General features: G+C 56.2%; 30 protein-coding genes. All 30 read right to left on the reverse strand.

Features of this window, described 5'->3' with window-relative positions; all coding sequences use genetic code 11:
• Positions 1-14 precede the first annotated feature (14 nt).
• Positions 15-371, reverse strand: a complete 357-nt coding sequence (gene rpsM, locus LJY18_RS15280) for a 30S ribosomal protein S13 (RefSeq protein ID WP_213641487.1) — start codon at positions 369-371, stop codon at positions 15-17.
• 131 nt (positions 372-502) lie between these two features.
• Positions 503-619, reverse strand: coding sequence for a 50S ribosomal protein L36 (rpmJ, locus tag LJY18_RS15285; RefSeq protein ID WP_002555468.1), 117 nt, complete (start codon positions 617-619; stop codon positions 503-505).
• A gap of 28 nt (positions 620-647) precedes the next feature.
• Positions 648-1,976 (reverse strand): preprotein translocase subunit SecY, encoded by a 1,329-nt coding sequence (gene secY, locus LJY18_RS15290; protein ID WP_238042668.1) that lies wholly within the window; start codon positions 1,974-1,976, stop codon positions 648-650.
• Positions 1,977-2,411 (reverse strand): 50S ribosomal protein L15, encoded by a 435-nt coding sequence (gene rplO / locus LJY18_RS15295; protein WP_172149943.1) that lies wholly within the window; start codon positions 2,409-2,411, stop codon positions 1,977-1,979.
• A 3-nt stretch (positions 2,412-2,414) separates the two neighbouring features.
• Positions 2,415-2,594, reverse strand: coding sequence for a 50S ribosomal protein L30 (gene rpmD / locus LJY18_RS15300; RefSeq protein WP_079204534.1), 180 nt, complete (start codon positions 2,592-2,594; stop codon positions 2,415-2,417).
• 2 nt (positions 2,595-2,596) lie between these two features.
• Positions 2,597-3,097, reverse strand: coding sequence for a 30S ribosomal protein S5 (gene rpsE / locus LJY18_RS15305; protein WP_238042669.1), 501 nt, complete (start codon positions 3,095-3,097; stop codon positions 2,597-2,599).
• Between the two features lie 3 nt (positions 3,098-3,100).
• Positions 3,101-3,451, reverse strand: a complete 351-nt coding sequence (gene rplR, locus LJY18_RS15310; protein ID WP_079204532.1) for a 50S ribosomal protein L18 — start codon at positions 3,449-3,451, stop codon at positions 3,101-3,103.
• A gap of 10 nt (positions 3,452-3,461) precedes the next feature.
• Positions 3,462-3,995: a 50S ribosomal protein L6 gene (rplF, locus tag LJY18_RS15315; RefSeq protein WP_238042670.1), complete on the reverse strand. Its 534-nt coding sequence runs from the start codon at positions 3,993-3,995 to the stop codon at positions 3,462-3,464.
• Positions 3,996-4,007: 12 nt separating this feature from the next.
• Positions 4,008-4,400 (reverse strand): 30S ribosomal protein S8, encoded by a 393-nt coding sequence (gene rpsH / locus LJY18_RS15320; RefSeq protein WP_069519903.1) that lies wholly within the window; start codon positions 4,398-4,400, stop codon positions 4,008-4,010.
• A gap of 203 nt (positions 4,401-4,603) precedes the next feature.
• Positions 4,604-4,909: a 30S ribosomal protein S14 gene (rpsN, locus tag LJY18_RS15325; RefSeq protein WP_238042671.1), complete on the reverse strand. Its 306-nt coding sequence runs from the start codon at positions 4,907-4,909 to the stop codon at positions 4,604-4,606.
• 13 nt (positions 4,910-4,922) lie between these two features.
• Entirely contained in the window at positions 4,923-5,462 is a 540-nt protein-coding gene (rplE, locus tag LJY18_RS15330; protein WP_172149925.1) for a 50S ribosomal protein L5, read from the reverse strand.
• A gap of 20 nt (positions 5,463-5,482) precedes the next feature.
• The gene (gene rplX, locus LJY18_RS15335; RefSeq protein WP_079204527.1) at positions 5,483-5,797 is read right to left on the reverse strand and encodes a 50S ribosomal protein L24; all 315 of its coding nucleotides are present in this window, start codon (positions 5,795-5,797) and stop codon (positions 5,483-5,485) included.
• Positions 5,798-5,808: 11 nt separating this feature from the next.
• A complete protein-coding gene (gene rplN / locus LJY18_RS15340) occupies positions 5,809-6,177 on the reverse strand; it encodes a 50S ribosomal protein L14 (RefSeq protein WP_014854220.1) in 369 nt (122 codons plus the stop codon).
• Positions 6,178-6,199: 22 nt separating this feature from the next.
• Positions 6,200-6,466, reverse strand: coding sequence for a 30S ribosomal protein S17 (gene rpsQ, locus LJY18_RS15345; RefSeq protein WP_238042672.1), 267 nt, complete (start codon positions 6,464-6,466; stop codon positions 6,200-6,202).
• A 2-nt stretch (positions 6,467-6,468) separates the two neighbouring features.
• Positions 6,469-6,660, reverse strand: coding sequence for a 50S ribosomal protein L29 (gene rpmC, locus LJY18_RS15350; protein WP_002555481.1), 192 nt, complete (start codon positions 6,658-6,660; stop codon positions 6,469-6,471).
• Complete coding sequence (gene rplP, locus LJY18_RS15355) at positions 6,660-7,073, reverse strand: 50S ribosomal protein L16 (protein WP_042552939.1); 414 nt, start codon at positions 7,071-7,073, stop codon at positions 6,660-6,662. Before rplP ends, rpmC begins: the two co-directional genes overlap by 1 nt.
• A 12-nt stretch (positions 7,074-7,085) precedes the next feature.
• Positions 7,086-7,772, reverse strand: a complete 687-nt coding sequence (gene rpsC, locus LJY18_RS15360) for a 30S ribosomal protein S3 (RefSeq protein ID WP_238042673.1) — start codon at positions 7,770-7,772, stop codon at positions 7,086-7,088.
• A gap of 13 nt (positions 7,773-7,785) precedes the next feature.
• A complete protein-coding gene (gene rplV / locus LJY18_RS15365) occupies positions 7,786-8,118 on the reverse strand; it encodes a 50S ribosomal protein L22 (protein ID WP_079204524.1) in 333 nt (110 codons plus the stop codon).
• Between the two features lie 11 nt (positions 8,119-8,129).
• Complete coding sequence (gene rpsS / locus LJY18_RS15370) at positions 8,130-8,405, reverse strand: 30S ribosomal protein S19 (RefSeq protein ID WP_234229346.1); 276 nt, start codon at positions 8,403-8,405, stop codon at positions 8,130-8,132.
• A 16-nt stretch (positions 8,406-8,421) separates the two neighbouring features.
• Positions 8,422-9,246, reverse strand: coding sequence for a 50S ribosomal protein L2 (rplB, locus tag LJY18_RS15375; RefSeq protein WP_238042674.1), 825 nt, complete (start codon positions 9,244-9,246; stop codon positions 8,422-8,424).
• Positions 9,247-9,260: 14 nt separating this feature from the next.
• Positions 9,261-9,560: a 50S ribosomal protein L23 gene (gene rplW, locus LJY18_RS15380; protein ID WP_238042675.1), complete on the reverse strand. Its 300-nt coding sequence runs from the start codon at positions 9,558-9,560 to the stop codon at positions 9,261-9,263.
• Entirely contained in the window at positions 9,557-10,159 is a 603-nt protein-coding gene (rplD, locus tag LJY18_RS15385; RefSeq protein WP_172149917.1) for a 50S ribosomal protein L4, read from the reverse strand. The genes rplW and rplD overlap by 4 nt, the downstream gene beginning before the upstream one ends.
• A 12-nt stretch (positions 10,160-10,171) precedes the next feature.
• Positions 10,172-10,807: a 50S ribosomal protein L3 gene (gene rplC / locus LJY18_RS15390; protein ID WP_238042676.1), complete on the reverse strand. Its 636-nt coding sequence runs from the start codon at positions 10,805-10,807 to the stop codon at positions 10,172-10,174.
• A gap of 82 nt (positions 10,808-10,889) precedes the next feature.
• On the reverse strand, positions 10,890-11,201 hold the full coding sequence (gene rpsJ / locus LJY18_RS15395; protein WP_010486970.1) for a 30S ribosomal protein S10: 312 nt from the start codon (positions 11,199-11,201) through the stop codon (positions 10,890-10,892).
• Between the two features lie 141 nt (positions 11,202-11,342).
• Positions 11,343-12,536, reverse strand: a complete 1,194-nt coding sequence (gene tuf / locus LJY18_RS15400) for an elongation factor Tu (protein WP_238042677.1) — start codon at positions 12,534-12,536, stop codon at positions 11,343-11,345.
• Positions 12,537-12,566: 30 nt separating this feature from the next.
• Complete coding sequence (gene fusA, locus LJY18_RS15405; RefSeq protein ID WP_238042678.1) at positions 12,567-14,672, reverse strand: elongation factor G; 2,106 nt, start codon at positions 14,670-14,672, stop codon at positions 12,567-12,569.
• A gap of 30 nt (positions 14,673-14,702) precedes the next feature.
• Positions 14,703-15,173, reverse strand: coding sequence for a 30S ribosomal protein S7 (gene rpsG, locus LJY18_RS15410; protein ID WP_238042679.1), 471 nt, complete (start codon positions 15,171-15,173; stop codon positions 14,703-14,705).
• Between the two features lie 118 nt (positions 15,174-15,291).
• The gene (rpsL, locus tag LJY18_RS15415) at positions 15,292-15,663 is read right to left on the reverse strand and encodes a 30S ribosomal protein S12 (protein ID WP_003186084.1); all 372 of its coding nucleotides are present in this window, start codon (positions 15,661-15,663) and stop codon (positions 15,292-15,294) included.
• Positions 15,664-15,820: 157 nt separating this feature from the next.
• Positions 15,821-20,020: a DNA-directed RNA polymerase subunit beta' gene (gene rpoC, locus LJY18_RS15420; RefSeq protein WP_238042680.1), complete on the reverse strand. Its 4,200-nt coding sequence runs from the start codon at positions 20,018-20,020 to the stop codon at positions 15,821-15,823.
• A gap of 64 nt (positions 20,021-20,084) precedes the next feature.
• Positions 20,085-24,158, reverse strand: coding sequence for a DNA-directed RNA polymerase subunit beta (rpoB, locus tag LJY18_RS15425; protein ID WP_238042681.1), 4,074 nt, complete (start codon positions 24,156-24,158; stop codon positions 20,085-20,087).
• Positions 24,159-24,258: the final 100 nt, after the last annotated feature.

Below are 24,258 nucleotides of genomic sequence, written 5' to 3' on the forward strand. Positions count from 1 at the left end.
ATGCGCGAATGCGATTACTTGCGGATCGGCTTACGCGGGCCCTTACGGGTACGCGCGTTGGTCTTGGTACGCTGACCGCGAACCGGCAGACCACGACGATGACGCAGGCCGCGGTAGCAACCCAGGTCCATCAAGCGCTTGATTTTCATGTTCACTTCACGACGCAGGTCGCCTTCGGTATTAACCTTGGCTACTTCGCCACGCAGCTGCTCGATCTGCTCGTCAGAGAGATCCTTGATCTTTACTGCCGGATTAACACCGGCAGCCGCACAGATTTTCTGCGCGGTAGTGCGACCGACACCAAAGATGTAGGTCAGCGAGATAACAGTGTGCTTGTTATCCGGAATGTTTACGCCTGCAATACGGGCCATTCAGTGGAACTCCAATTGACAGCTACCTACGCCCCGGAAGCCAAGAAATGAGGCGCGAGATATTAGCGCTGTAGAAACAAATAATCAACCCGGCAGCGCACTAGCTGCCGGGCTTGTAACTTAAATCACACTCAGCCTTGGCGCTGCTTGTGACGCGGTTCCGCGCTGCAAATAACTCGAACGACACCTTCACGACGAATAATCTTGCAGTTGCGGCACAGCTTTTTCACTGACGCACGAACTTTCATCACCAACTCCTCGAACCTTGTGGACACTTCAGCGCATCATGCCGCTGCCGTAGCCCTTCAGGTTGGCTTTCTTCATCAGGGATTCGTACTGGTTCGAAACGAGGTGCGATTGTACTTGCGACATAAAGTCCATCACAACCACTACCACGATCAGCAACGAGGTCCCGCCAAGATAGAACGGTACGTTGGCCGCCACCACCAGAAACTGGGGCAGCAGGCACACGGCCGTCATGTACAGAGCACCGAACATGGTCAAACGAGTCAATACGCCATCGATATAGCGCGCCGACTGCTCGCCCGGTCGGATACCCGGAATAAAGGCACCGGACTTCTTCAGGTTTTCCGCTACGTCTTTCGGATTGAACATCAGCGCTGTGTAGAAGAAGCAGAAGAAAACGATCCCCGCACTAAACAACAAGATGTTCAACGGCTGACCAGGAGCGATAGCCTGTGAAATATCCTGCAGCCAGCCCATACCTTCGGACTGACCAAACCAGGCACCCAGCGAGGCCGGGAACAACAGCAGGCTGCTGGCGAAAATAGCCGGGATAACCCCCGCCATATTCACCTTCAAAGGCAAGTGGCTGGTCTGCGCGGCAAAGACCTTGCGGCCCTGCTGACGCTTGGCGTAGTGCACCGCAATGCGGCGCTGCCCACGCTCAATGAACACCACGAAACCGATGATCGCTACTGCCAGCAAACCGATGGCCACCAGGGCAAAGATATTGATATCGCCCTGACGAGCAGACTCGAAAGACTGCCCTATCGCCGACGGCAGACCGGCTACGATGCCTGCAAAAATCAGCATCGAAATACCGTTACCAACACCACGCTCGGTGATTTGCTCGCCCAACCACATCATGAACATCGCACCCGCCACAAATGTGGTGACTGCAACGAAGTGGAAGCCGAAATCGCCCGAAAACGCGACGCCCTGACTCGCCAAACCAACGGACATGCCGATGGCTTGAACGAATGCCAGGACGAGGGTGCCGTAGCGGGTGTATTGGCTGATCTTGCGACGACCAGCCTCACCTTCCTTCTTCAACTGCTCTAGCTGCGGACTGACAGCGGTCATGAGCTGCATGATGATCGACGCCGAAATGTACGGCATGATCCCCAATGCAAAAATACTCATGCGCTCCAGTGCGCCGCCGGAAAACATGTTGAACAAGCTAAGAATGGTCCCCTCATTCTGTCGAAACAGGTCTGCCAACCGGTCCGGGTTTATGCCTGGAACTGGAATGTGTGCGCCAATCCGATAGACGATAATCGCCATGAACAGAAAGCGCAGACGAGCCCAGAGCTCGGATAACCCGCCATTGCTGAGCGCTGAGAGAGCACCTTGCTTAGCCATTTATTCCTCGAACTTACCGCCAGCTGCTTCGATAGCCGCACGCGCACCTTTGGTGGCAGCGATACCTTTAAGGGTGACAGCGCGAGTAACCTCACCGGACAGCATGACTTTCACACGCCGTACATGTTGGTTAATCAGGTTGGCATCCTTCAGCGCTTGCAGAGTAATAACGCCGCCTTCGACCTTGTTCAGCTCGGAGGTACGCACTTCTGCGCGATCCATAGCCTTCAGGGACACGAAACCGAACTTGGGCAAACGACGGTGCAGAGGCTGCTGGCCGCCTTCGAAACCCGGAGCAATGGTGCCACCGGAGCGGGAGGATTGACCTTTGTGACCACGGCCACCAGTCTTACCCAACCCACTACCGATACCACGGCCCGGACGGTGCTTCTCGCGACGGGAACCCGGCGCAGGACTCAAATCGTTCAGGTACATGTGTTAACCCTCGACTCGCAGCATGTAGTAGGCCTTGTTGATCATCCCGCGATTCTCGGGAGTATCCAGGACTTCTACGGTGTGACCGATGCGACGCAGACCCAACCCCTTCACACAGAGTTTGTGGTTGGGGATACGGCCGGTCATGCTTTTGATCAGCGTGACTTTTACGGTATTAGCCATGATTAGAGAATCTCCTCGACGCTCTTGCCACGCTTGGCCGCAACAGAGTCAGGCGACTGCATAGCTTTCAAACCTTTGAAAGTGGCATGCACCACGTTCACGGGGTTAGTCGAGCCATAGCACTTGGCCAAAACGTTCTGCACACCAGCTACTTCCAGCACGGCACGCATGGCGCCGCCGGCAATGATACCGGTACCCTCTGAAGCCGGCTGCATGTACACCTTGGAGGCGCCATGACCAGACTTCATTGCGTATTGCAGAGTTGTGCCGTTCAGGTCCACCTGGATCATGTTGCGACGAGCAGCTTCCATAGCTTTCTGGATAGCAGCTGGCACTTCACGGGACTTGCCACGGCCGAAACCGACGCGACCCTTACCATCACCCACTACGGACAACGCAGTGAAAGTGAAGATACGGCCACCCTTAACGGTTTTGGCTACGCGGTTAACCTGCACCAGCTTCTCGATATAACCTTCATCGCGCTTTTGGTCGTTATTTGACATAACTTAGAACTCCAGCCCGCCTTCACGAGCAGCATCAGCCAGCGCCTGGACGCGGCCGTGGTACTTGAAGCCAGAACGGTCGAATGCAACCTGAGTCACACCAGCGGCTTTCGCACGCTCGGCAACCAGCTCGCCAACTTTCTTGGCCGCGTCGACGTTGCCAGTGGCTCCATCACGCAGTGCTTTGTCCAAGGTAGAGGCACTGGCCAAAACCTTGCTGCCGTCGGCCGAAATGACCTGGGCATAGATATGCTGCGAAGAGCGATACACGCAGAGACGCACGGCTTCGAGCTCGTGCATTTTCAGACGTGCTTTGCGAGCGCGACGCAGTCGAGTAACTTTTTTGTCGGTCATTTGCTAGGCCCTACTTCTTCTTGGCTTCTTTACGACGGACGATTTCGTCAGCGTAACGAACACCTTTGCCCTTATAAGGTTCAGGACGACGGAAATCACGGATTTCCGCAGCAACCTGACCAACCAGTTGTTTATCGACACCCTTGATCAGGATTTCGGTCTGGCTAGGGGTTTCAGCAACAACGCCTTCCGGCAGCTCGTAATCGATCGGGTGGGAGAAGCCTAGAGCCAGGGACAAGACCTGACCTTTGGCTTGCGCCTTGTAACCAACGCCTACCAGCTGAAGCTTGCGCTCGAAGCCAGTACTTACGCCGATCACCATGTTGTTGACCAATGCACGAGTGGTACCGGCCATTGCGCGAGTCTGCTGGTCTCCGTTGCGAGCAGCAAAACGCAGCTCACCGGATTCCTGGACCACTTCAACGGACGAATGAATGTTCAGCTCTAGAGCACCCTTGGCACCCTTAACCGAAAGTTGCTGACCGGCGAGACTAATCTCTACACCAGCGGGCAACGTGACGGGGTTCTTAGCGACGCGTGACATGCTTATCCCCCCTTAGAACACTGTACAGAGCACTTCGCCGCCGACACCGGCAGCGCGCGCCGCGCGGTCCGTCATCACACCCTTGTTGGTGGAGACGATAGAAACGCCGAGACCGCCACGAACTTTTGGCAAATCATCAACGGACTTGTACTGGCGAAGGCCTGGACGGCTCACGCGCTTGACTTCTTCGATAACCGGACGGCCTTCGAAATATTTCAGCTCGATGGACAGCTGCGGCTTAACTTCACCGCTGATCTGATAACCCGCAATATAACCTTCGTCCTTCAAGACTTTGGCTACAGCCACCTTCAACGTGGAAGACGGCATGCTTACGACGGACTTTTCAGCCATCTGGGCATTACGGATACGAGTTAGCATGTCCGCTAACGGGTCCTGCATACTCATGGGCTAGACGCTCCTGATACAAAAAGAATTAGCCTTACGGCTAGAGTCACCAAAACGCCGGGCAAATCAAAAACCCTGGCTCAGGCGAGCCGAGCATTCTAGAGACTGATCAAAAATGAATCAAGCCCCAAAAGGGGCTTGTTTCATTTTGCCTGCCTGAATCCGCCAAGTATCTCAACCGGACAGACCCAGGATGCGGCGACTTACCAGCTGGCCTTGACCAGACCTGGCACGTCACCACGCATTGCCGCTTCACGCAGCTTGATACGCGACAGACCGAACTTGCGATACACGCCGTGCGGACGACCGGTAATGCGGCAGCGATTGCGCAGGCGCGAGGCACTGGCATCACGCGGCTGCTTCTGCAGAGCCACCTGAGCTTCCCAGCGCGCTTCTGGACTGGCGTTCAGATCGGCGATGGTAGCTTTCAGCTCGGCACGCTTCTTCGCGTACTTGGCTACCGTTTGCTGACGCTTCAGCTCGCGGTTTTTCATGCTCATTTTAGCCATGGTCCAACTCCAATCAGTTGCGGAACGGGAATTTGAAGGCACGCAGCAAAGCACGACCCTCATCATCCGTACGCGCAGTGGTAGTCAGGGTAATGTCCAGACCACGCAGGGCATCGATCTTGTCGTAATCGATTTCCGGGAAGATGATCTGCTCTTTAACGCCCATGCTGTAATTGCCACGGCCATCGAAGGACTTGGCATTCAGGCCGCGGAAGTCACGCACGCGCGGCAGGGAGATAGACAGCAGACGATCCAGGAATTCGTACATGCGATCGCGGCGCAGGGTTACCTTGACGCCAATCGGCCAGCCTTCACGCAGCTTGAAACCTGCAATCGATTTACGGGCATGAGTCACAACGACTTTCTGACCGGTGATCTTTTCCAGATCGGCTACAGCGTTCTCGATGATTTTCTTGTCACCGATCGCTTCGCCCAAGCCCATGTTCAGGGTGATCTTGGTGATGCGCGGAACTTCCATCACGTTCGCAAGCTTAAGTTCTTCCTTAAGCTTCGGCGCGATTTCTTTCCGATAAATCTCTTTTAGTCGTGCCATGGTCTTCTACCTAGCAGTGTTCAAGCATCAACCGCTTTTTGGGTCGACTTGAAGACACGAATTTTTTTACCTTCTTCAACTTTGAAACCAACACGGTCAGCCTTGTTGGTTTCGCTGTTGAAAATGGCCACGTTGGAAGCGTGCAGAGGCGCTTCTTTCTCGATGATACCGCCCTGAACGCCAGACATCGGGTTCGGCTTGGTATGGCGCTTCACCAGGTTCAACCCACCAACGACCAGACGGTCGTCAGCGAGTACCTTGAGCACCTTGCCACGCTTACCTTTGTCTTTACCGGCGATCACGATGATCTCGTCGTCACGACGAATCTTTTGCATGTCGGATCTCCTTAGAGCACTTCAGGGGCGAGCGAGACGATCTTCATGAACTTCTCGTTGCGAAGTTCACGCGTCACCGGCCCAAAAATACGGGTGCCGATCGGCTCTTGCTTGTTGTTCAACAGAACAGCAGCGTTGCCATCGAAGCGAATGATCGAGCCATCAGGGCGACGAACGCCGTGACGAGTGCGGACTACAACAGCAGTCATCACCTGGCCCTTCTTCACTTTACCGCGCGGAATTGCTTCCTTGACGGTCACCTTGATGATGTCGCCGATGCCAGCATAGCGGCGGTGTGAACCGCCCAGCACCTTAATGCACATAACGCGACGAGCACCGCTGTTGTCAGCGACGTCGAGCATGGATTGAGTCTGAATCATATATTTCTCCGACCCCTAGTCCTTAGACTTCCACTGCGCGTTCGAGAACTTCAACCAGCGCCCAAGATTTGGTCTTGGCTACGGGACGGGTTTCACGGATGGAAACCTTGTCGCCGATATGGCACTGGTTGCTTTCGTCGTGCGCGTGCAGCTTGGTCGAACGCTTGACATATTTACCGTAGATCGGGTGCTTAACGCGGCGCTCGATCAATACGGTGATGGTCTTGTCCATCTTGTCGCTGACGACACGGCCGGTCAGCGTACGGACTGTTATTTCGGCTTCAGCCATGATCACTTACCTGCCTGCTGATTGAGCACAGTCTTCACACGAGCAATGTCGCGCTTAACTTGCGAGAGCAGGTGAGACTGCCCCAACTGGCCAGTTGCTTTCTGCATACGCAGATTGAACTGGTCGCGCAGCAGGCCGAGCAGTTGCTCGTTCAGCTGCTGTGCTGATTTTTCACGAAGTTCATTCGCCTTCATCACATCACCGTCCGCTTAACAAAAGTGGTGGCGAGTGGCAGCTTTGCAGCCGCCAGGGCGAAAGCCTCACGCGCCAACTCTTCGGAAACGCCTTCGATTTCATACAGGACTTTGCCTGGCTGAATCTGGGCTACCCAATACTCAACGCTACCCTTCCCTTTACCCATCCGCACTTCGAGAGGCTTCTTGGTAACTGGCTTATCCGGGAACACGCGAATCCAGATTTTCCCGCCACGCTTAACGTGACGAGTCAGAGCACGACGAGCGGACTCGATCTGACGGGCGGTGAGACGACCGCGGGCAACAGACTTCAGGGCGAATTCGCCGAAGCTGACTTTGCTACCGCGTTGAGCCAGGCCACGGTTGTGGCCGGTCATCTGCTTACGGAACTTCGTACGCTTTGGTTGCAACATTTGGCGTACCCCTTACTTGGCAGCTTTTTTACGAGGCGCAGGTGCCTGCGGTTTCAGTTCTTCTTTAAGGCCACCAATTACTTCGCCTTTGAAGATCCAAACCTTGACACCGATCACACCATAAGTGGTGTGTGCTTCGTAGATGGCATAGTCGACGTCGGCGCGCAGGGTGTGCAACGGCACACGACCTTCGCGATACCATTCGGTACGGGCAATTTCAGCACCACCGAGACGACCGCTCACTTGGATTTTGATGCCCTTGGCACCAATGCGCATGGCGTTCTGTACAGCGCGCTTCATAGCGCGACGGAACATCACACGACGCTCCAGCTGCTGAGCTACGCTCTGCGCAACCAGCATACCGTCGAGCTCCGGCTTGCGGATTTCTTCGATATTGATGTGCACAGGCACACCCATTTGCTTGGTCAGGTCCTGACGCAGCTTCTCAACATCCTCACCCTTCTTCCCAATAACGATACCAGGACGGGCGGTGTGGATGGTGATGCGTGCAGTCTGAGCCGGACGATGGATATCGATACGGCTTACGGACGCGCTTTTTAGTTTGTCTTGGAGGTATTCGCGCACCTTCAGATCAGCGAACAAATAGTCCGCATAAGTCCGACCGTCTGCGTACCAGACGGAGGTGTGCTCCTTGACGATTCCCAGGCGAATGCCAATGGGATGTACTTTCTGACCCATCTGTTCGACTCCGTTACTTGTCCGCAACCTTGACAGTGATATGGCAAGACCGCTTGACGATGCGATCAGCGCGGCCTTTGGCACGCGGCATGATTCGCTTCAGCGAACGCCCTTCGTTGACGAAAACGGTGCTGACCTTGAGGTCATCAACATCTGCGCCTTCGTTATGCTCGGCGTTGGCTACAGCCGACTCCAGCACTTTCTTGATGATATCGGCGGCTTTCTTACTGCTAAAAGCCAACAGATTGAGCGCTTCGCCCACCTTCTTCCCGCGAATCTGGTCGGCGACCAAGCGGGCTTTCTGGGCGGAGATTCGAGCGCCCGACAACTTAGCGGCTACTTCCATTTCCTAACCCCTTAACGCTTGGCTTTCTTGTCTGCTACGTGCCCACGATAAGTGCGGGTACCAGCAAACTCGCCGAGTTTGTGGCCGACCATGTCTTCGTTCACGAGAACGGGAACATGTAGACGACCGTTATGCACAGCAATGGTCAGACCGACCATTTGCGGCAGGATCATGGAACGGCGCGACCAGGTTTTCACCGGCTTGCGATCGTTCTTTTCCACCGCCACTTCGATCTTCTTCAGTAGGTGAAGATCGATAAAAGGACCTTTTTTCAGAGAACGTGGCACTGTCGTATCCCTCTATTTACTTGCGACGACGGACGATCATTTTATCGGTGCGTTTGTTACCACGAGTCTTCGCGCCCTTAGTCGGGAAGCCCCATGGAGACACCGGATGACGACCACCAGAGGTACGACCTTCACCACCACCGTGTGGGTGGTCAACCGGGTTCATGGCAACACCACGAACGGTTGGGCGAACGCCACGCCAGCGTTTGGCACCAGCTTTACCCAGCGAACGCAGGCTGTGCTCGGAGTTCGAGACTTCGCCCAGGGTCGCACGGCACTCAGCCAGCACTTTACGCATTTCACCGGAACGCAGACGCAATGTCACGTAGACACCGTCACGCGCAATCAGCTGAGCCGAAGCACCAGCGGAACGAGCGATCTGAGCACCTTTGCCCGGCTTCAATTCGATACCGTGAACAGTGCTACCAACTGGGATGTTGCGCAGTTGCAGACTGTTGCCCGGCTTGATCGGAGCCATGATACCAGCTACCAGCTGATCGCCAGCACTCACGCCCTTAGGGGCGATGATGTAGCGACGCTCGCCGTCTGCATACATCAGCAAAGCGATGTGTGCGGTACGGTTCGGATCGTATTCGATACGCTCGACAGTGGCTGGAATGCCATCTTTGTCATTGCGACGGAAATCGACCAGACGGTAATGCTGCTTGTGGCCACCACCGATATGACGGGTGGTGATACGACCATTGTTGTTACGACCGCCAGTCTTCGACTTCTTCTCGAGCAGCGGAGCGTAAGGAGCGCCTTTATGCAGCTCCTGATTGACCACCTTGACCACAAAACGGCGGCCAGGGGAAGTCGGTTTGCATTTAACGATTGCCATGATGCACCCCTCCCTTACTCAGCACTGCTGGCGAAATCGAGATCTTGGCCTGGCTGAAGGGAAATGATCGCCTTCTTCCAGTCGTTACGCTTGCCCAGACCGCGAGCGGTGCGCTTGCTCTTACCGAGAACATTCACGGTATTAACAGCAGCAACATTCACGTTGAACAGGCTTTCGACGGCCTTCTTGATTTCCAGCTTGGTTGCATCGGTTGCAACCTTGAAAACGAACTGGCTTTTCTTATCGGCCAGAAGTGTGGCCTTCTCGGAGACGTGCGGGCCAAGCAGCACTTTAAATACGCGTTCCTGGTTCATCCCAGCAGCTCCTCGAATTTCTTCACGGCAGAAACGGTGACCAGCACCTTTTCGTACGCGATCAGACTGACCGGATCGGAACCCTGCACGTCACGAACATCGACATGAGGCAGGTTACGAGCAGCCAGGTACAGATTTTCGTCAATAGCATCGGACACGATCAGAACATCGGTCAGACCCATGCCATTCAGTTTGTTCAGCAGGTCTTTGGTTTTCGGCGCTTCAACGCTGAAGTCCTCAACCACCACCAGACGATCGGTGCGAACCAGCTCAGCAAGAATCGAACGCAATGCAGCGCGATACATTTTCTTGTTCAACTTTTGGTCGTGATTCTGCGGACGGGCCGCGAAAGTCACACCACCACCACGCCAGATCGGACCACGAGTGGTACCAGCACGAGCACGACCAGTGCCCTTCTGACGCCATGGACGCTTACCGCCACCGGAAACGTCGGAACGGGTCTTCTGCTGCTTGCTGCCCTGACGGCCGCCGGCCATGTAGGCCACGACTGCTTGGTGAACCAGGGTCTCGTTGTAATCGCCACCGAACGTCGCTTCGGACACTTCGATCGCTTGAGCGCCATTTACATTTAATTGCATGTCAGCTTCCCCTTAACCGCGAGCCTTGGCTGCCGGACGAACAACCAAGTTGCCGCCAGTAGCGCCAGGAACGGCACCCTTGACCAACAGCAGGTTGCGTTCAGCATCGACGCGCACTACTTCCAGGGACTGCACAGTCACGCGCTCAGCACCCATGTGACCGGACATTTTTTTGCCCTTGAAGACGCGACCCGGAGTCTGGCACTGGCCAATGGAACCCGGAACACGGTGGGACACGGAGTTACCGTGAGTGTTGTCTTGGCCGCGGAAATTCCAACGCTTGATGGTACCGGCAAAGCCTTTACCCTTGGACTGACCAGTGACATCCACCAGTTGACCAGCTTGGAAAATTTCAGCGCTGATCAGATCGCCAGCCTGGTAGTCGCCTTCTTCAAGACGGAACTCCCAAACACCACGACCCGCCGCGACATTCGCCTTGGCGAAATGACCGGCTTGCGCCTTGCTGACACGGGAAGCACGACGCTCACCGACAGTGACTTGCACTGCACGATAGCCATCGGACTCTTCAGTTTTAAACTGAGTGACGCGATTCGGCTCGATCTCAATGACCGTAACCGGAATGGAGACACCTTCTTCGGTGAAAATACGGGTCATACCGCATTTACGACCGACTACACCAATAGTCATGTTGTAACCTCATGAGTGTACGGGGCTTTCACCCGCTATGGCCGCCCATTTCAGAGCGTTACACGACTAAAACCCCAAGGTTTTAGCCGAGGCTGATCTGCACTTCCACGCCAGCCGCAAGATCAAGCTTCATCAACGCATCAACGGTTTTATCCGTCGGCTGGACAATGTCCAGAACACGCTTATGAGTGCGGATTTCGAACTGATCACGCGCGTCTTTGTTGACGTGCGGTGAAGTCAGAACGGTAAACCGCTCTTTGCGGGTAGGCAGAGGAATCGGACCACGCACCTGAGCACCAGTACGTTTCGCGGTTTCCACGATTTCCTGGGTTGATTGATCGATCAGGCGATGGTCAAAAGCCTTCAACCGAATACGGATTTGTTGGTTTTGCATTTTGACCTCAGATTCCAAGCTGCTATTCCCAGCGGGCGCAGTACACCCGCTAAAAGGAGGCGCAATTCTATAGACGGCCCCAGCGAGTGTCAACCCAATAAAAAAGCCCCCGCAAGCGAGGGCTTTTTTCAGATCAATCGATTACTCGATGATCTTGGCAACCACGCCGGCACCAACGGTACGGCCGCCTTCGCGAATCGCGAAACGCAGACCATCTTCCATGGCGATCGACTTGATCAGGGTAACAACCATTTTCACGTTGTCGCCCGGCATTACCATTTCAACGCCTTCCGGCAGCTCGCAGTTACCGGTTACGTCGGTAGTGCGGAAGTAGAACTGCGGACGGTAGCCCTTGAAGAACGGAGTATGACGACCGCCTTCATCCTTGCTCAGGACATAGACTTCTGCTTCAAACTTGGTGTGCGGCTTAACACTACCCGGCTTGGCCAGAATCTGACCACGCTCGACGTCGTCACGCTTGGTGCCACGCAGCAAGATACCGCAGTTCTCACCCGCACGACCTTCGTCGAGCAGCTTGCGGAACATCTCAACACCAGTACAGATGGTCTTGACGGTAGGACGCAGGCCTACAATCTCAACTTCTTCCTGGATCTTGATGATGCCGCGCTCGATACGACCAGTCACAACGGTACCGCGACCAGAGATCGAGAACACGTCTTCAACAGGCATCAGGAACGGCTTGTCGATAACGCGTACCGGATCCGGAATATAGGTATCCAGAGTCTCAACCAGCTTGCGCACGGCTGTGGTACCCATCTCGTTGTCGTCCTGGCCATTCAGGGCCATCAACGCCGAACCGATGATGATCGGAGTGTCGTCGCCTGGGAAGTCATACATCGACAGCAGGTCACGCACTTCCATCTCAACCAGTTCCAGCAGCTCAGCGTCATCCACCATGTCAGCCTTGTTCAGGAAGACCACGATGTAAGGAACGCCGACCTGACGGGACAGCAGGATGTGCTCGCGAGTCTGCGGCATCGGGCCGTCGGCAGCGGAGCAAACCAGAATAGCGCCATCCATCTGCGCAGCACCGGTGATCATGTTCTTCACATAGTCAGCGTGGCCCGGGCAATCTACGTGAGCGTAGTGACGGATGTTGGAATCATATTCAACGTGGGAAGTATTGATCGTGATACCACGAGCTTTTTCTTCCGGCGCGCTGTCGATCTGCGCGAAATCGCGAATGGCGCCACCGAAAGCTTCGGCACACACCTTGGTCAACGCTGCAGTCAGGGTGGTTTTACCATGGTCGACGTGACCGATAGTGCCAACGTTGACGTGCGGTTTGTTACGTTCGAATTTTTCTTTAGCCACGACAATTAACTCCTTGCCTAAAGGGCTGAATCAGCCTTGTTTTTTGGTTACAGACTCGACGATGTGCGACGGAGCTGTATTGTATTTTTTGAATTCCATAGAGTAGCTCGCGCGACCCTGAGACATGGAACGGACGTCGGTCGCATAACCGAACATCTCGCCCAACGGAACTTCGGCGCGAATTACCTTACCGGAGATCGTGTCTTCCATCCCCAAGATCATGCCGCGACGGCGGTTAAGGTCGCCCATCACGTCACCCATATAGTCTTCAGGGGTAACAACCTCTACCGCCATGATCGGCTCGAGCAACTCACCACCGCCCTTCTGGGCCAGTTGCTTGGTTGCCATGGAAGCCGCCACCTTGAACGCCATCTCGTTGGAGTCGACGTCGTGGTAGGAACCATCGAACACGGTAGCCTTCAGGCCGATCAGCGGATAGCCGGCAACAACGCCGTTCTTCATCTGCTCTTCGATACCCTTCTGGATAGCCGGGATGTATTCCTTAGGAACCACACCACCCACAACTTCGTTGACGAATTGCAGACCTTCCTGACCTTCGTCAGCAGGCGCAAAACGGATCCAGCAATGACCGAACTGGCCACGACCGCCGGACTGACGAACGAACTTGCCTTCGATTTCACAGCTCTTCGTGATGCGCTCACGATAGGAAACCTGAGGCTTACCAATGTTGGCTTCGACGTTGAACTCACGGCGCATACGGTCGACCAGGATATCCAGGTGCAACTCGCCCATGCCGGAGATGATGGTCTGGCCAGTCTCTTCATCGGTCTTGACGCGGAAAGACGGGTCTTCCTGAGCAAGCTTGCCCAGTGCGATACCCATTTTTTCCTGGTCGTCCTTGGTCTTGGGCTCTACGGCAACCGAAATAACCGGCTCCGGGAAGTCCATACGAACAAGGATGATTGGCTTGTCAGCGTTGCACAGGGTCTCACCAGTGGTGACGTCCTTCATGCCGATCAGGGCCGCGATGTCACCAGCGCGTACTTCCTTGATCTCTTCGCGGGCGTTTGCGTGCATCTGCACCATACGACCCACGCGCTCTTTCTTACCCTTAACCGAGTTGATCACGCCGTCACCGGAGTTCAACACGCCCGAGTAAACGCGAACGAAGGTCAGGGTACCCACGAATGGGTCGGTAGCGATCTTGAACGCCAGAGCCGAGAACGGCTCGCTATCGTCTGCATGACGCTCCAGGTCGATAGTCTCGTCATCCGGGTGGGTACCCTTGATGGCAGGAATGTCGGTCGGCGCAGGCAGGAAGTCGATGACGGCGTCGAGAACCAGGGGAACACCCTTGTTCTTGAAGGAAGAACCACAAACAGCCAGAACGATCTCACCAGCGATAGTACGCTGACGCAGAGCACTCTTGATTTCCTCGAGAGTGAGCTCTTCACCTTCGAGGTACTTGTTCATCAGCTCTTCGTTGGCTTCGGCCGCAGCCTCAACCATGTTGCCGCGCCACTTCTCGGCTTCTTCCAACAGCTCTGCAGGAATGTCCTTGCGAACAGGAACCATGCCTTTGTCGGAATCGTTCCAGTAGACAGCCTGCATGTTGATCAGATCGATCTGACCCTGGAAGTTGTCTTCGGAACCGATAGCCAGCTGGATCGGCACCGGAGTGTGACCCAGGCGCTGCTTGATCTGACCAATCACGCGCAGGAAGTCAGCACCGGCACGGTCCATCTTGTTGACGTAAACAAGACGCGGAACGCCGTACTTGTTGGCCTGACGCCATACGGTTTCCGACTGCGGCTCAACGCCCGAGGTACCACAGAACACAACAACCGCGCCGTCGAGCACACGCAGCGAACGCTCAACTTCAATAGTGAAGTCAACGTGGCCGGGGGTATCGATGACGTTAAAGCGGTGCTCATCTTTGTACTGCTTCTCGGAACCCTTCCAGAAGGCGGTAATGGCAGCAGAAGTAATGGTAATACCACGCTCCTGCTCCTGCACCATCCAGTCGGTAGTCGCGGCGCCGTCATGCACCTCGCCCATTTTGTGGCTTTTACCTGTGTAGAAAAGCACACGCTCGGTGGTTGTGGTTTTACCCGCATCCACGTGAGCTACGATACCGATGTTACGGTAACGGTTAATCGGTGTAGTACGAGCCATAAAGCCCTCGCAAATTTAGAAGCGCGATGATTAGAAGCGGTAGTGCGAGAAAGCCTTGTTGGCTTCGGCCATACGGTGCACGTCTTCACGCTTCTTAACTGCAGCACCCTTGCCTTCAGCGGCATCCATCAGCTCGCCAGCCAAGCGCAGAGCCATGGACTTCTCGCCACGACGGCGGGCAAAATCTACCAGCCAGCGCATTGCAAGAGCATTACGACGGGACGGACGAACTTCGACCGGAACCTGGTAAGTAGCACCGCCTACACGGCGCGACTTCACTTCGACCAGCGGAGCGATGGCGTCGAGAGCTTTCTCGAAGATTTCCAGGGGATCGCTGTTCTTACGTTCTTTAACCTTCTCCAAGGCACCATAAACGATACGCTCGGCAACGGCTTTCTTGCCGCTTTCCATCACGTGGTTCATGAACTTAGCCAGGATCTGGCTACCGTACTTTGGATCATCAAGCACTTCGCGCTTGGCTGCTACACGACGTCTTGGCATTTGATAAGCCCTCAAACGGTCTTCAGGTTAGCTCGGGACTGCCCCACAAAGATGGCGCCCGACCTTACTCTTATCGACTCAGAAAAATAGAAAACTGCAATTTCAGCTCAAGCACCGATTACTTCGGACGCTTGGTACCGTACTTCGAACGACCCTGGTTACGGCCTTTGACGCCGGAAGTATCCAAGGAGCCGCGAACGGTGTGGTAACGAACACCTGGCAAGTCTTTTACACGACCGCCACGGATCAAGACCACGCTGTGCTCTTGCAGGTTGTGGCCTTCACCGCCGATGTACGAGGAAACCTCGAAACCGTTGGTCAGACGCACACGGCAGACTTTACGCAGTGCCGAGTTCGGTTTTTTCGGCGTAGTGGTATACACGCGAGTGCATACACCACGACGTTGCGGGCAGTTCTGCAGCGCAGGCACGTCGGATTTCTCGACGATACGCTTACGCGGCTGACGTACCAGCTGGTTGATAGTTGCCATCTACTAGCTCCACTGTTGTCTTTCGACGCTATTTATTTTCAACAAAAGCAATTTGGCAGGGCACGTGCCCTGCCAAATTTAGGGGTGCATGAGTCTAATGAGACTCGCGCGCCCCGTCAAGCTACAGCCTCACTACCGAAGCAACGAGGCTGAGCACTCAACTACCGCTGGAGTTCAGCGCTTCGGTCAGTGCGGCTTCCACCTCACTGGCGCTGACACGTACCGGCTTGTCGGCTTCACGCTTGCGCTTACGCTCAGCATGGTAAGCCAGACCGGTACCGGCCGGGATCAGACGACCCACGACCACGTTCTCTTTCAGGCCGCGCAAGAAGTCGCGCTTGCCAGTAACGGCCGCCTCGGTGAGCACCCGGGTTGTCTCCTGGAACGATGCAGCCGAAATGAACGATTCGGTCGACAACGATGCCTTGGTGATACCCAACAGCACGCGGGTGTACTTGGCAATGAACTTGTCGTCTGCTGCCAGACGCTCGTTCTCACCCAGTACCGCGGTCAGCTCCATCTGATCACCCTTGATGAAGGTGGAGTCACCCGACTCGGCCACTTCGACCTTGCGCAGCATCTGGCGCAGAATGGTCTCGATGTGCTTGTCGTTGATCTTCACACCCTGCAGGCGGTAAACGTCCTGAATCTCGTTGACGATGTACTTGGCCAAGGCGCTGACACCCAACAGACGCAGGATGTCGTGCGGATCACTCGGTCCATCGGAGATGACTTCACCCTTATTGACCTGCTCACCCTCGAACACGTTCAGGTGACGCCACTTCGGAATCAGCTCCTCGTACGGATCGCTGCCGTCGGTCGGCGTAATGACCAGGCGGCGCTTGCCCTTGGTCTCCTTACCGAAGGCAATGGTGCCGCTGATTTCAGCCAGAATAGAGGCTTCTTTCGGACGACGTGCTTCGAACAAGTCGGCAACGCGCGGCAGACCACCAGTGATGTCACGGGTCTTCGAGGTTTCCTGCGGGATACGGGCAATAACATCACCCACACCGACCTGAACACCGTTGGCCACGCCCACCAAGGCGTTAGCCGGCAGGAAGTATTGAGCCGGCACATCGGTACCCGGCAGCAGCAGATCCTTGCCATCAATACCCACCATCTTCACGGCTGGACGGATGTCCTTGCCGGCGGCTGGGCGATCTTTCGGATCCAGCACTTCGATGTTGGTCAGACCGGTCAATTCGTCGGTCTGGCGCTTGATGGTGATGCCTTCTTCCATGCCCACGTAGGTCACGGTACCTTTCATCTCGGTAACGATCGGGTGGGTGTGCGGATCCCACTTGGCGACGATGGCGCCAGCGTCGACCTTGTCACCTTCCTTCACCGAAATAACCGCACCGTAAGGCAGCTTGTAACGCTCACGCTCACGACCGAACTCGTCGGCAATCGCCAGCTCACCGGACCGCGACACGGCTACCAGGTTACCGTCCAGACGCTCAACGTGTTTAAGGTTGTGCAGACGAACCATGCCGCCGTTCTTCACTTGCACGCTATCCGCAGCGGAAGTCCGGCTGGCCGCTCCACCAATGTGGAACGTACGCATGGTCAGCTGGGTTCCCGGCTCACCGATTGATTGAGCAGCGATAACGCCGACCGCTTCACCGATGTTGATCTGGTGACCACGTGCCAGGTCGCGACCGTAGCACTTGGCGCAGATACCGTAGCGGGTCTCGCAGGTAATCGGCGAACGCACGATTACTTCGTCGATGCTGTTCAGCTCGATGAACTCGACCCATTCCTCGTCGACCAGAGTACCGCCAGGCACCAGGAGCTCGTCGCTGCCAGGCTTGAACACGTCATGGGCAATGACTCGGCCCAGGACGCGCTCGCCCAACGGCTCAACCACGTCACCGCCTTCGATGTGCGGAGTCATGAGCAAGCCATGCTCAGTACCACAATCGATCGCGGTAACCACCAGATCCTGGGCCACATCGACCAGGCGACGGGTCAGGTAACCGGAGTTCGCAGTCTTCAATGCGGTATCCGCAAGACCCTTACGAGCACCGTGAGTGGAGATGAAGTACTGCAGAACGCTAAGACCTTCGCGGAAGTTCGCGGTGATCGGCGTTTCGATGATCGAGCCGTCCGGCTTGGCCATCAGACCGCGCATACCGGCGAGCTGACGGATCTGCGCAGCAGAACCCCGCGCACCGGAGTCGGCCATCATGTACATGGAGTTGAAGGACTCCTGCTCGACTTCGTTGCCATGACGGTCGATGACCTTCTCTTTCGAGAGGTTGGCCATCATCGCCTTGGACACTTCGTCGTTGGCCTTGGACCAGAGGTCGATCACCTTATTGTACTTCTCGCCCTGGGTAACCAGGCCAGAGGCGTACTGCGATTCGATCTCTTTGACTTCCTCGGTGGCGGCGTCAATGATCTGCGCCTTCTCATCCGGGATGACGAAGTCATTCACACCGATCGATACACCGGAGATGGTCGAATAGGCGAAACCGGTGTACATCAGCTGGTCAGCGAAGATCACGGTGTCTTTCAAGCCAACAGTGCGGTAGCACTGGTTGATCAGCTTGGAGATCGCCTTCTTCTTCATCGACTGGTTGACCACGTCATAGGACAGGCCATCCGGAACCACCTGGAACAACAGCGCACGACCGACAGTGGTGTCGACGATGCGAGTGTTCTTGGTGATGGTGCCATCACGATCCTTGATGACTTCGTTGATGCGCACTTTGACCTTGGCATGCAGCGAAGCTTCGCCAGCACGGAACACCCGGTCGACTTCCTGCAGGTCAGCGAACACGCGGCCTTCGCCTTTGGCGTTGATCGCTTCACGGGTCATGTAATACAGACCCAAGACCACGTCCTGCGACGGCACGATGATCGGCTCACCGTTGGCTGGCGACAGAATGTTGTTGGTCGACATCATCAGCGCGCGCGCTTCCAGCTGGGCTTCCAGCGTCAGCGGCACGTGCACGGCCATCTGGTCACCGTCGAAGTCGGCGTTGTACGCAGCGCAGACCAGCGGGTGCAGCTGGATCGCTTTACCTTCGATGAGAACCGGCTCAAACGCCTGGATGCCCAGACGGTGAAGGGTCGGTGCGCGGTTGAGCAGTACGGGGTGTTCGCGAATCACTTCGGCGAGCACGTCCCATACTTCCGGCAGCTCACGCTCGACCATCTTCTTCGCGGCCTTGATGGTGGTCGCGAGACCACGCATTTCCAGCTTGCCGAAAATGAACGGCTTGAACAGCTCGAGAGCCATCTTCTTCGGCAGACCGCACTGGTGCAGACGCAGGGTCGGGCCCACGGTAATTACCGAACGACCGGAGTAGTCCACGCGCTTACCGAGCAGGTTCTGCCGGAAGCGACCTTGCTTACCCTTGATCATGTCGGCCAAGGATTTCAGCGGACGCTTGTTCGAGCCAGTGATGGCACGACCGCGACGACCGTTGTCGAGCAGGGCGTCTACAGCTTCCTGCAGCATGCGCTTTTCGTTGCGCACGATGATGTCCGGCGCGGACAGATCGAGCAGGCGCTTCAGGCGGTTGTTACGGTTGATTACGCGGCGATACAGATCGTTGAGATCCGAGGTCGCAAAGCGGCCACCGTCGAGCGGAACCAGCGGACGCAGATCTGGCGGCAGAACCGGCAGAACGGTCAACACCATCCACTCTGGCAAGTTGCCGGAACCCAGGAAGGCTTCCATCAGCTTCAGACGCTTGGACAGCTTTTTGATCTTGGTTTCCGAGTTGGTTTGCGGAATTTCTTCGCGCAGACGGCCAATCTCGAACTCCAGGTCGATGGCATGCAGCAGCTCACGAACGGCCTCGGCACCCATGCGGGCATCGAAGTCGTCACCGAACTCTTCGAGTGCCTCGAAGTACTGCTCATCGTTCAGCAGCTGACCTTTTTCCAAGGTGGTCATGCCCGGATCGATTACCACGTAGCTCTCGAAATAGAGTACGCGTTCGATATCACGCAGGGTCATGTCCATCAGCAGACCGATACGGCTCGGCAGCGATTTGAGGAACCAGATGTGGGCAACCGGCGAAGCCAGTTCGATGTGCGCCATGCGCTCGCGTCGAACCTTGGCCAAGGCCACTTCAACGCCACACTTCTCGCAGATCACACCACGGTGCTTCAAGCGCTTGTACTTACCGCACAGGCACTCGTAATCCTTTACCGGGCCAAAGATCTTGGCGCAGAACAGGCCATCACGCTCAGGTTTGAACGTACGGTAGTTGATGGTTTCCGGCTTTTTAACTTCACCGAACGACCACGAACGGATCATCTCAGGCGAAGCCAATCCGATACGGATGGCGTCGAACTCTTCGACTTGACCCTGGTTTTTCAGCAAATTCAGTAGGTCTTTCAAGGCCTTTCCTCCTGGCGGAGCAGAGAGCGGGCAATGCAGCCCCGCTCTCGATTCGCGTCACGTGTTATTCGGTTTCCAGATCGATGTCGATACCGAGCGAACGGATCTCTTTGATCAGTACGTTGAAGGACTCGGGCATGCCCGGCTCCATACGGTGATCACCGTCCACGATGTTTTTGTACATCTTGGTACGGCCGTTCACGTCATCCGACTTAACGGTCAGCATTTCCTGCAGGGTGTAGGCGGCGCCATAGGCTTCCAGTGCCCAGACCTCCATCTCACCAAAGCGCTGACCACCGAACTGCGCCTTACCACCCAGCGGCTGCTGGGTAACCAGGCTGTAGGAACCCGTGGAACGCGCGTGCATCTTGTCGTCCACCAGGTGGTTCAGTTTCAGCATGTACATGTAGCCAACGGTGGTCGGACGCTCGAACTGGTTACCCGTCCGGCCGTCGATCAGGCGCATCTGACCGCTCTCTGGCAGATCTGCCAGCTTGAGCATGGCCTTGATTTCGCTTTCCTTGGCACCGTCGAACACCGGGGTGGCCATAGGCACGCCGCCGCGCAGGTTCTTCGCCAGGTTGAGGATTTCCTGATCGCTCAGTTCATCCAGGTTTTCCTGACGGCCGCCGATCTCGTTGTAGATCTGCTGCATGAACTTGCGCAACTCGGAGACCTTGCGCTGCTCTTCGAGCATGCGGTTGATCTTCTCGCCCAGCCCTTTAGCCGCAAGGCCCAGGTGGGTTTCGAGGATCTGTCCGACGTTCATCCGCGAAGGTACGCCCAGCGGGTTGAGAACGATGTCGACCGGCGTGCCATGCACGTCGTGCGGCATGTCTTCGACCGGCATGATCACCGAGACCACACCCTTGTTACCGTGACGACCAGCCATCTTGTCGCCCGGCTGGATGCGACGACGGATTGCCAGGTAGACCTTGACGATCTTCAGCACGCCCGGCGCCAGGTCATCGCCCTGCTGCAGCTTGCGCTTCTTGTCTTCGAACTTGTCGTCGAGCAACTGACGGCGGTCGGAGATATAGGCCTGGGCCTTTTCCAACTGCTCGTTCAAGGCGTCGTCGGCCATGCGCAGCTTGAACCACTGACCGTGTTCGAGGCCGTCGAGGAACTCGTCGGTGATCTCTGTGCCTTTCTTCAAACCAGCGCCGCCTTCGGCCTTCTTGCCGACCAAGGCTTCACGCAGACGCTCGAAAGTCGCGCCCTCAACGATGCGGAACTCTTCGTTCAAGTCCTTGCGGATCTCGTCGAGCTGGCTTTTCTCGATGGACAGAGCACGAGCATCACGCTCTACGCCGTCACGAGTGAAGACCTGCACGTCGATAACGGTGCCCTTGGTACCAGTCGGCACACGCAGGGAGGTGTCCTTAACATCGGACGCCTTCTCACCGAAGATCGCACGCAACAGCTTCTCTTCTGGCGTCAGCTGGGTCTCGCCTTTCGGCGTGACCTTGCCAACAAGGATGTCGCCCGCGCCTACTTCGGCACCTACGTAAACGATACCGGCTTCGTCCAGCTTGTTCAGTGCAGCCTCACCGACGTTCGGGATATCAGAGCTGATCTCCTCCGGCCCGAGCTTGGTGTCACGCGCCACACAGGTCAGTTCCTGAATGTGGATCGTGGTGAATCGGTCTTCCTGGACCACACGCTCCGAGAGGAGGATGGAGTCTTCGAAGTTGTAACCGTTCCACGGCATGAACGCGACGCGCATGTTCTGACCCAGCGCCAGTTCACCCATATCGGTGGACGGGCCGTCGGCCAGGATGTCGCTGCGCTCGACCTGATCACCCTTGCTCACCAGCGGACGCTGGTTGATGCAGGTGTTCTGGTTGGAGCGGGTGTATTTGGTCAGGTTATAGATGTCGACACCGGCTTCACCGGTTTCGACTTCGTCATTGTTGACCCGAACCACGATACGGCTGGCGTCGACCGAATCGATCACACCACCGCGACGCGCGACTACGCAAACCCCGGAGTCACGCGCAACGTTGCGCTCCATACCGGTACCGACTAGCGGCTTGTCGCAACGCAGAGTCGGCACAGCCTGACGCTGCATGTTCGAACCCATCAACGCGCGGTTGGCGTCGTCGTGCTCGAGGAACGGAATCAACGAGGCGGCAACCGAAACTACCTGCTTCGGCGAAACGTCCATCAGGGTGACGTCTTCAGGCGCTTTAACGGTGAACTCGTTGAGGTGACGCACGGCCACCAACTCATCGACCAGCTGACCTTTGTCGTTCATCGTGGCCGAAGCCTGGGCGATCACGTGATCGGCCTCTTCGATTGCCGAGAGGAAGACGATTTCGTCAGTCACTAGGGTGTCGTTCACCACACGGTACGGGCTCTCGAGGAAGCCGTACTGGTTGGTACGCGCATAGGCTGCCAGGGAGTTGATCAGACCGATGTTCGGACCTTCCGGCGTTTCGATCGGGCACACGCGGCCGTAATGGGTCGGGTGTACGTCACGGACTTCGAAGCCAGCACGCTCACGCGTCAGACCGCCCGGGCCGAGCGCGGAAACACGGCGCTTGTGGGTGATCTCGGAGAGCGGGTTGTTCTGGTCCATGAACTGCGAAAGCTGGCTGGAACCGAAGAACTCTTTCACCGCCGCCGCAACCGGCTTAGCGTTGATCAGATCCTGCGGCATCAGGCCTTCGCTTTCAGCCATCGACAGGCGCTCTTTAACCGCGCGCTCGACACGTACCAGGCCCACGCGGAACTGGTTCTCGGCCATCTCGCCAACGCAACGGACGCGGCGGTTACCCAAGTGGTCGATGTCGTCGACGATGCCCTTGCCGTTACGGATATCGACCAGGGTCTTGAGAACCGCGACGATATCTTCCTTGCACAGCACGCCCGAACCTTCGATTTCGGTGCGCCCGATACGACGGTTGAACTTCATCCGACCTACTGCAGAAAGGTCATAACGCTCGGGACTGAAGAACAGGTTGTTGAACAGGGTCTCGGCTGCATCCTTGGTTGGCGGCTCGCCAGGACGCATCATGCGGTAAATCTCGACCAGCGCTTCCAGCTGATTGGTAGTGCTGTCGATCTTCAGGGTATCGGAGATGAACGGGCCGCAATCGATATCGTTGGTATACAACGTTTCGATCCGCACAACCTGAGCCTTGACCACTTTGGCCAGGATCTCGACGTTCAGCTCGGTGTTGCACTCCGCGATGATTTCACCGGTCGCCGGATGGACGATGGCCTTGGCACTCGTGCGCCCGATCAGGTAGTCGATCGGCACTTCCAGCTCTTTAGTGCCAGCCTTGTCTAGCTGATTGATATGGCGCGCGGTAATCCGACGGCCCTGCTCGACGATGATCTTGCCTTTCTCGTCCTTGATATCGAGAACGGCGATTTCACCACGCAGGCGATGCGGTACCAGTTCCAGGTTGAGGGTTTCACCCTTCACATGGAAAACGTTGGTCGCATAGAAAGCGTCCAGCACTTCTTCAGTGCTGTAACCCAGCGCACGCAACAGAACCGAAGCCGGTAACTTGCGGCGACGGTCGATACGCACGAATACGGCGTCCTTCGGATCGAACTCGAAGTCCAGCCAGGAGCCGCGGTAAGGAATGACGCGCGCCGAGTACAGCAGCTTACCCGAGCTGTGCGTCTTGCCACGGTCGTGATCGAAGAACACGCCTGGGGAGCGATGCAACTGGGAGACGATAACGCGCTCGGTACCGTTGATAACGAAGGTACCGTTCTCGGTCATCAGGGGGATTTCCCCCATGTAAACTTCTTGCTCTTTAATATCCTTGATCGCTTTGTTCGACGATTCTTTGTCGAAAATGATCAGACGCACTTTCACCCGCAGCGGCACCGCGAATGTCACGCCGCGCAACACGCACTCTTTTACGTCAAATGCCGGATCGCCCAAGCGATAACCAACATACTCCAGGGCCGCATTGCCGGAGTAGCTGATGATCGGGAAAACGGACTTGAAGGCCGCATGCAGGCCGATGTCACGAAACTGGTCCTTGGTCGCTCCCGCCTGCAGGAATTCGCGATACGAATCCAGCTGGATGGCCAGGAGATAAGGCACATCCATGACATCCGGCAACTTGCTAAAGTCCTTGCGGATACGTTTTTTCTCAGTATATGAGTAAGCCATCAGCGTTCCCCAGCTTGGTCACCTGCTTATTTGGCCTCTCCGATGGGAGCAGCCAGAAACTCTTGCAAACCCTTTGGTTTGCGCCACCACTTAGGGTGGG

This window comes from Pseudomonas sp. MMS21 TM103, assembly GCF_022132145.1.
GTDB lineage: Bacteria > Pseudomonadota > Gammaproteobacteria > Pseudomonadales > Pseudomonadaceae > Aquipseudomonas.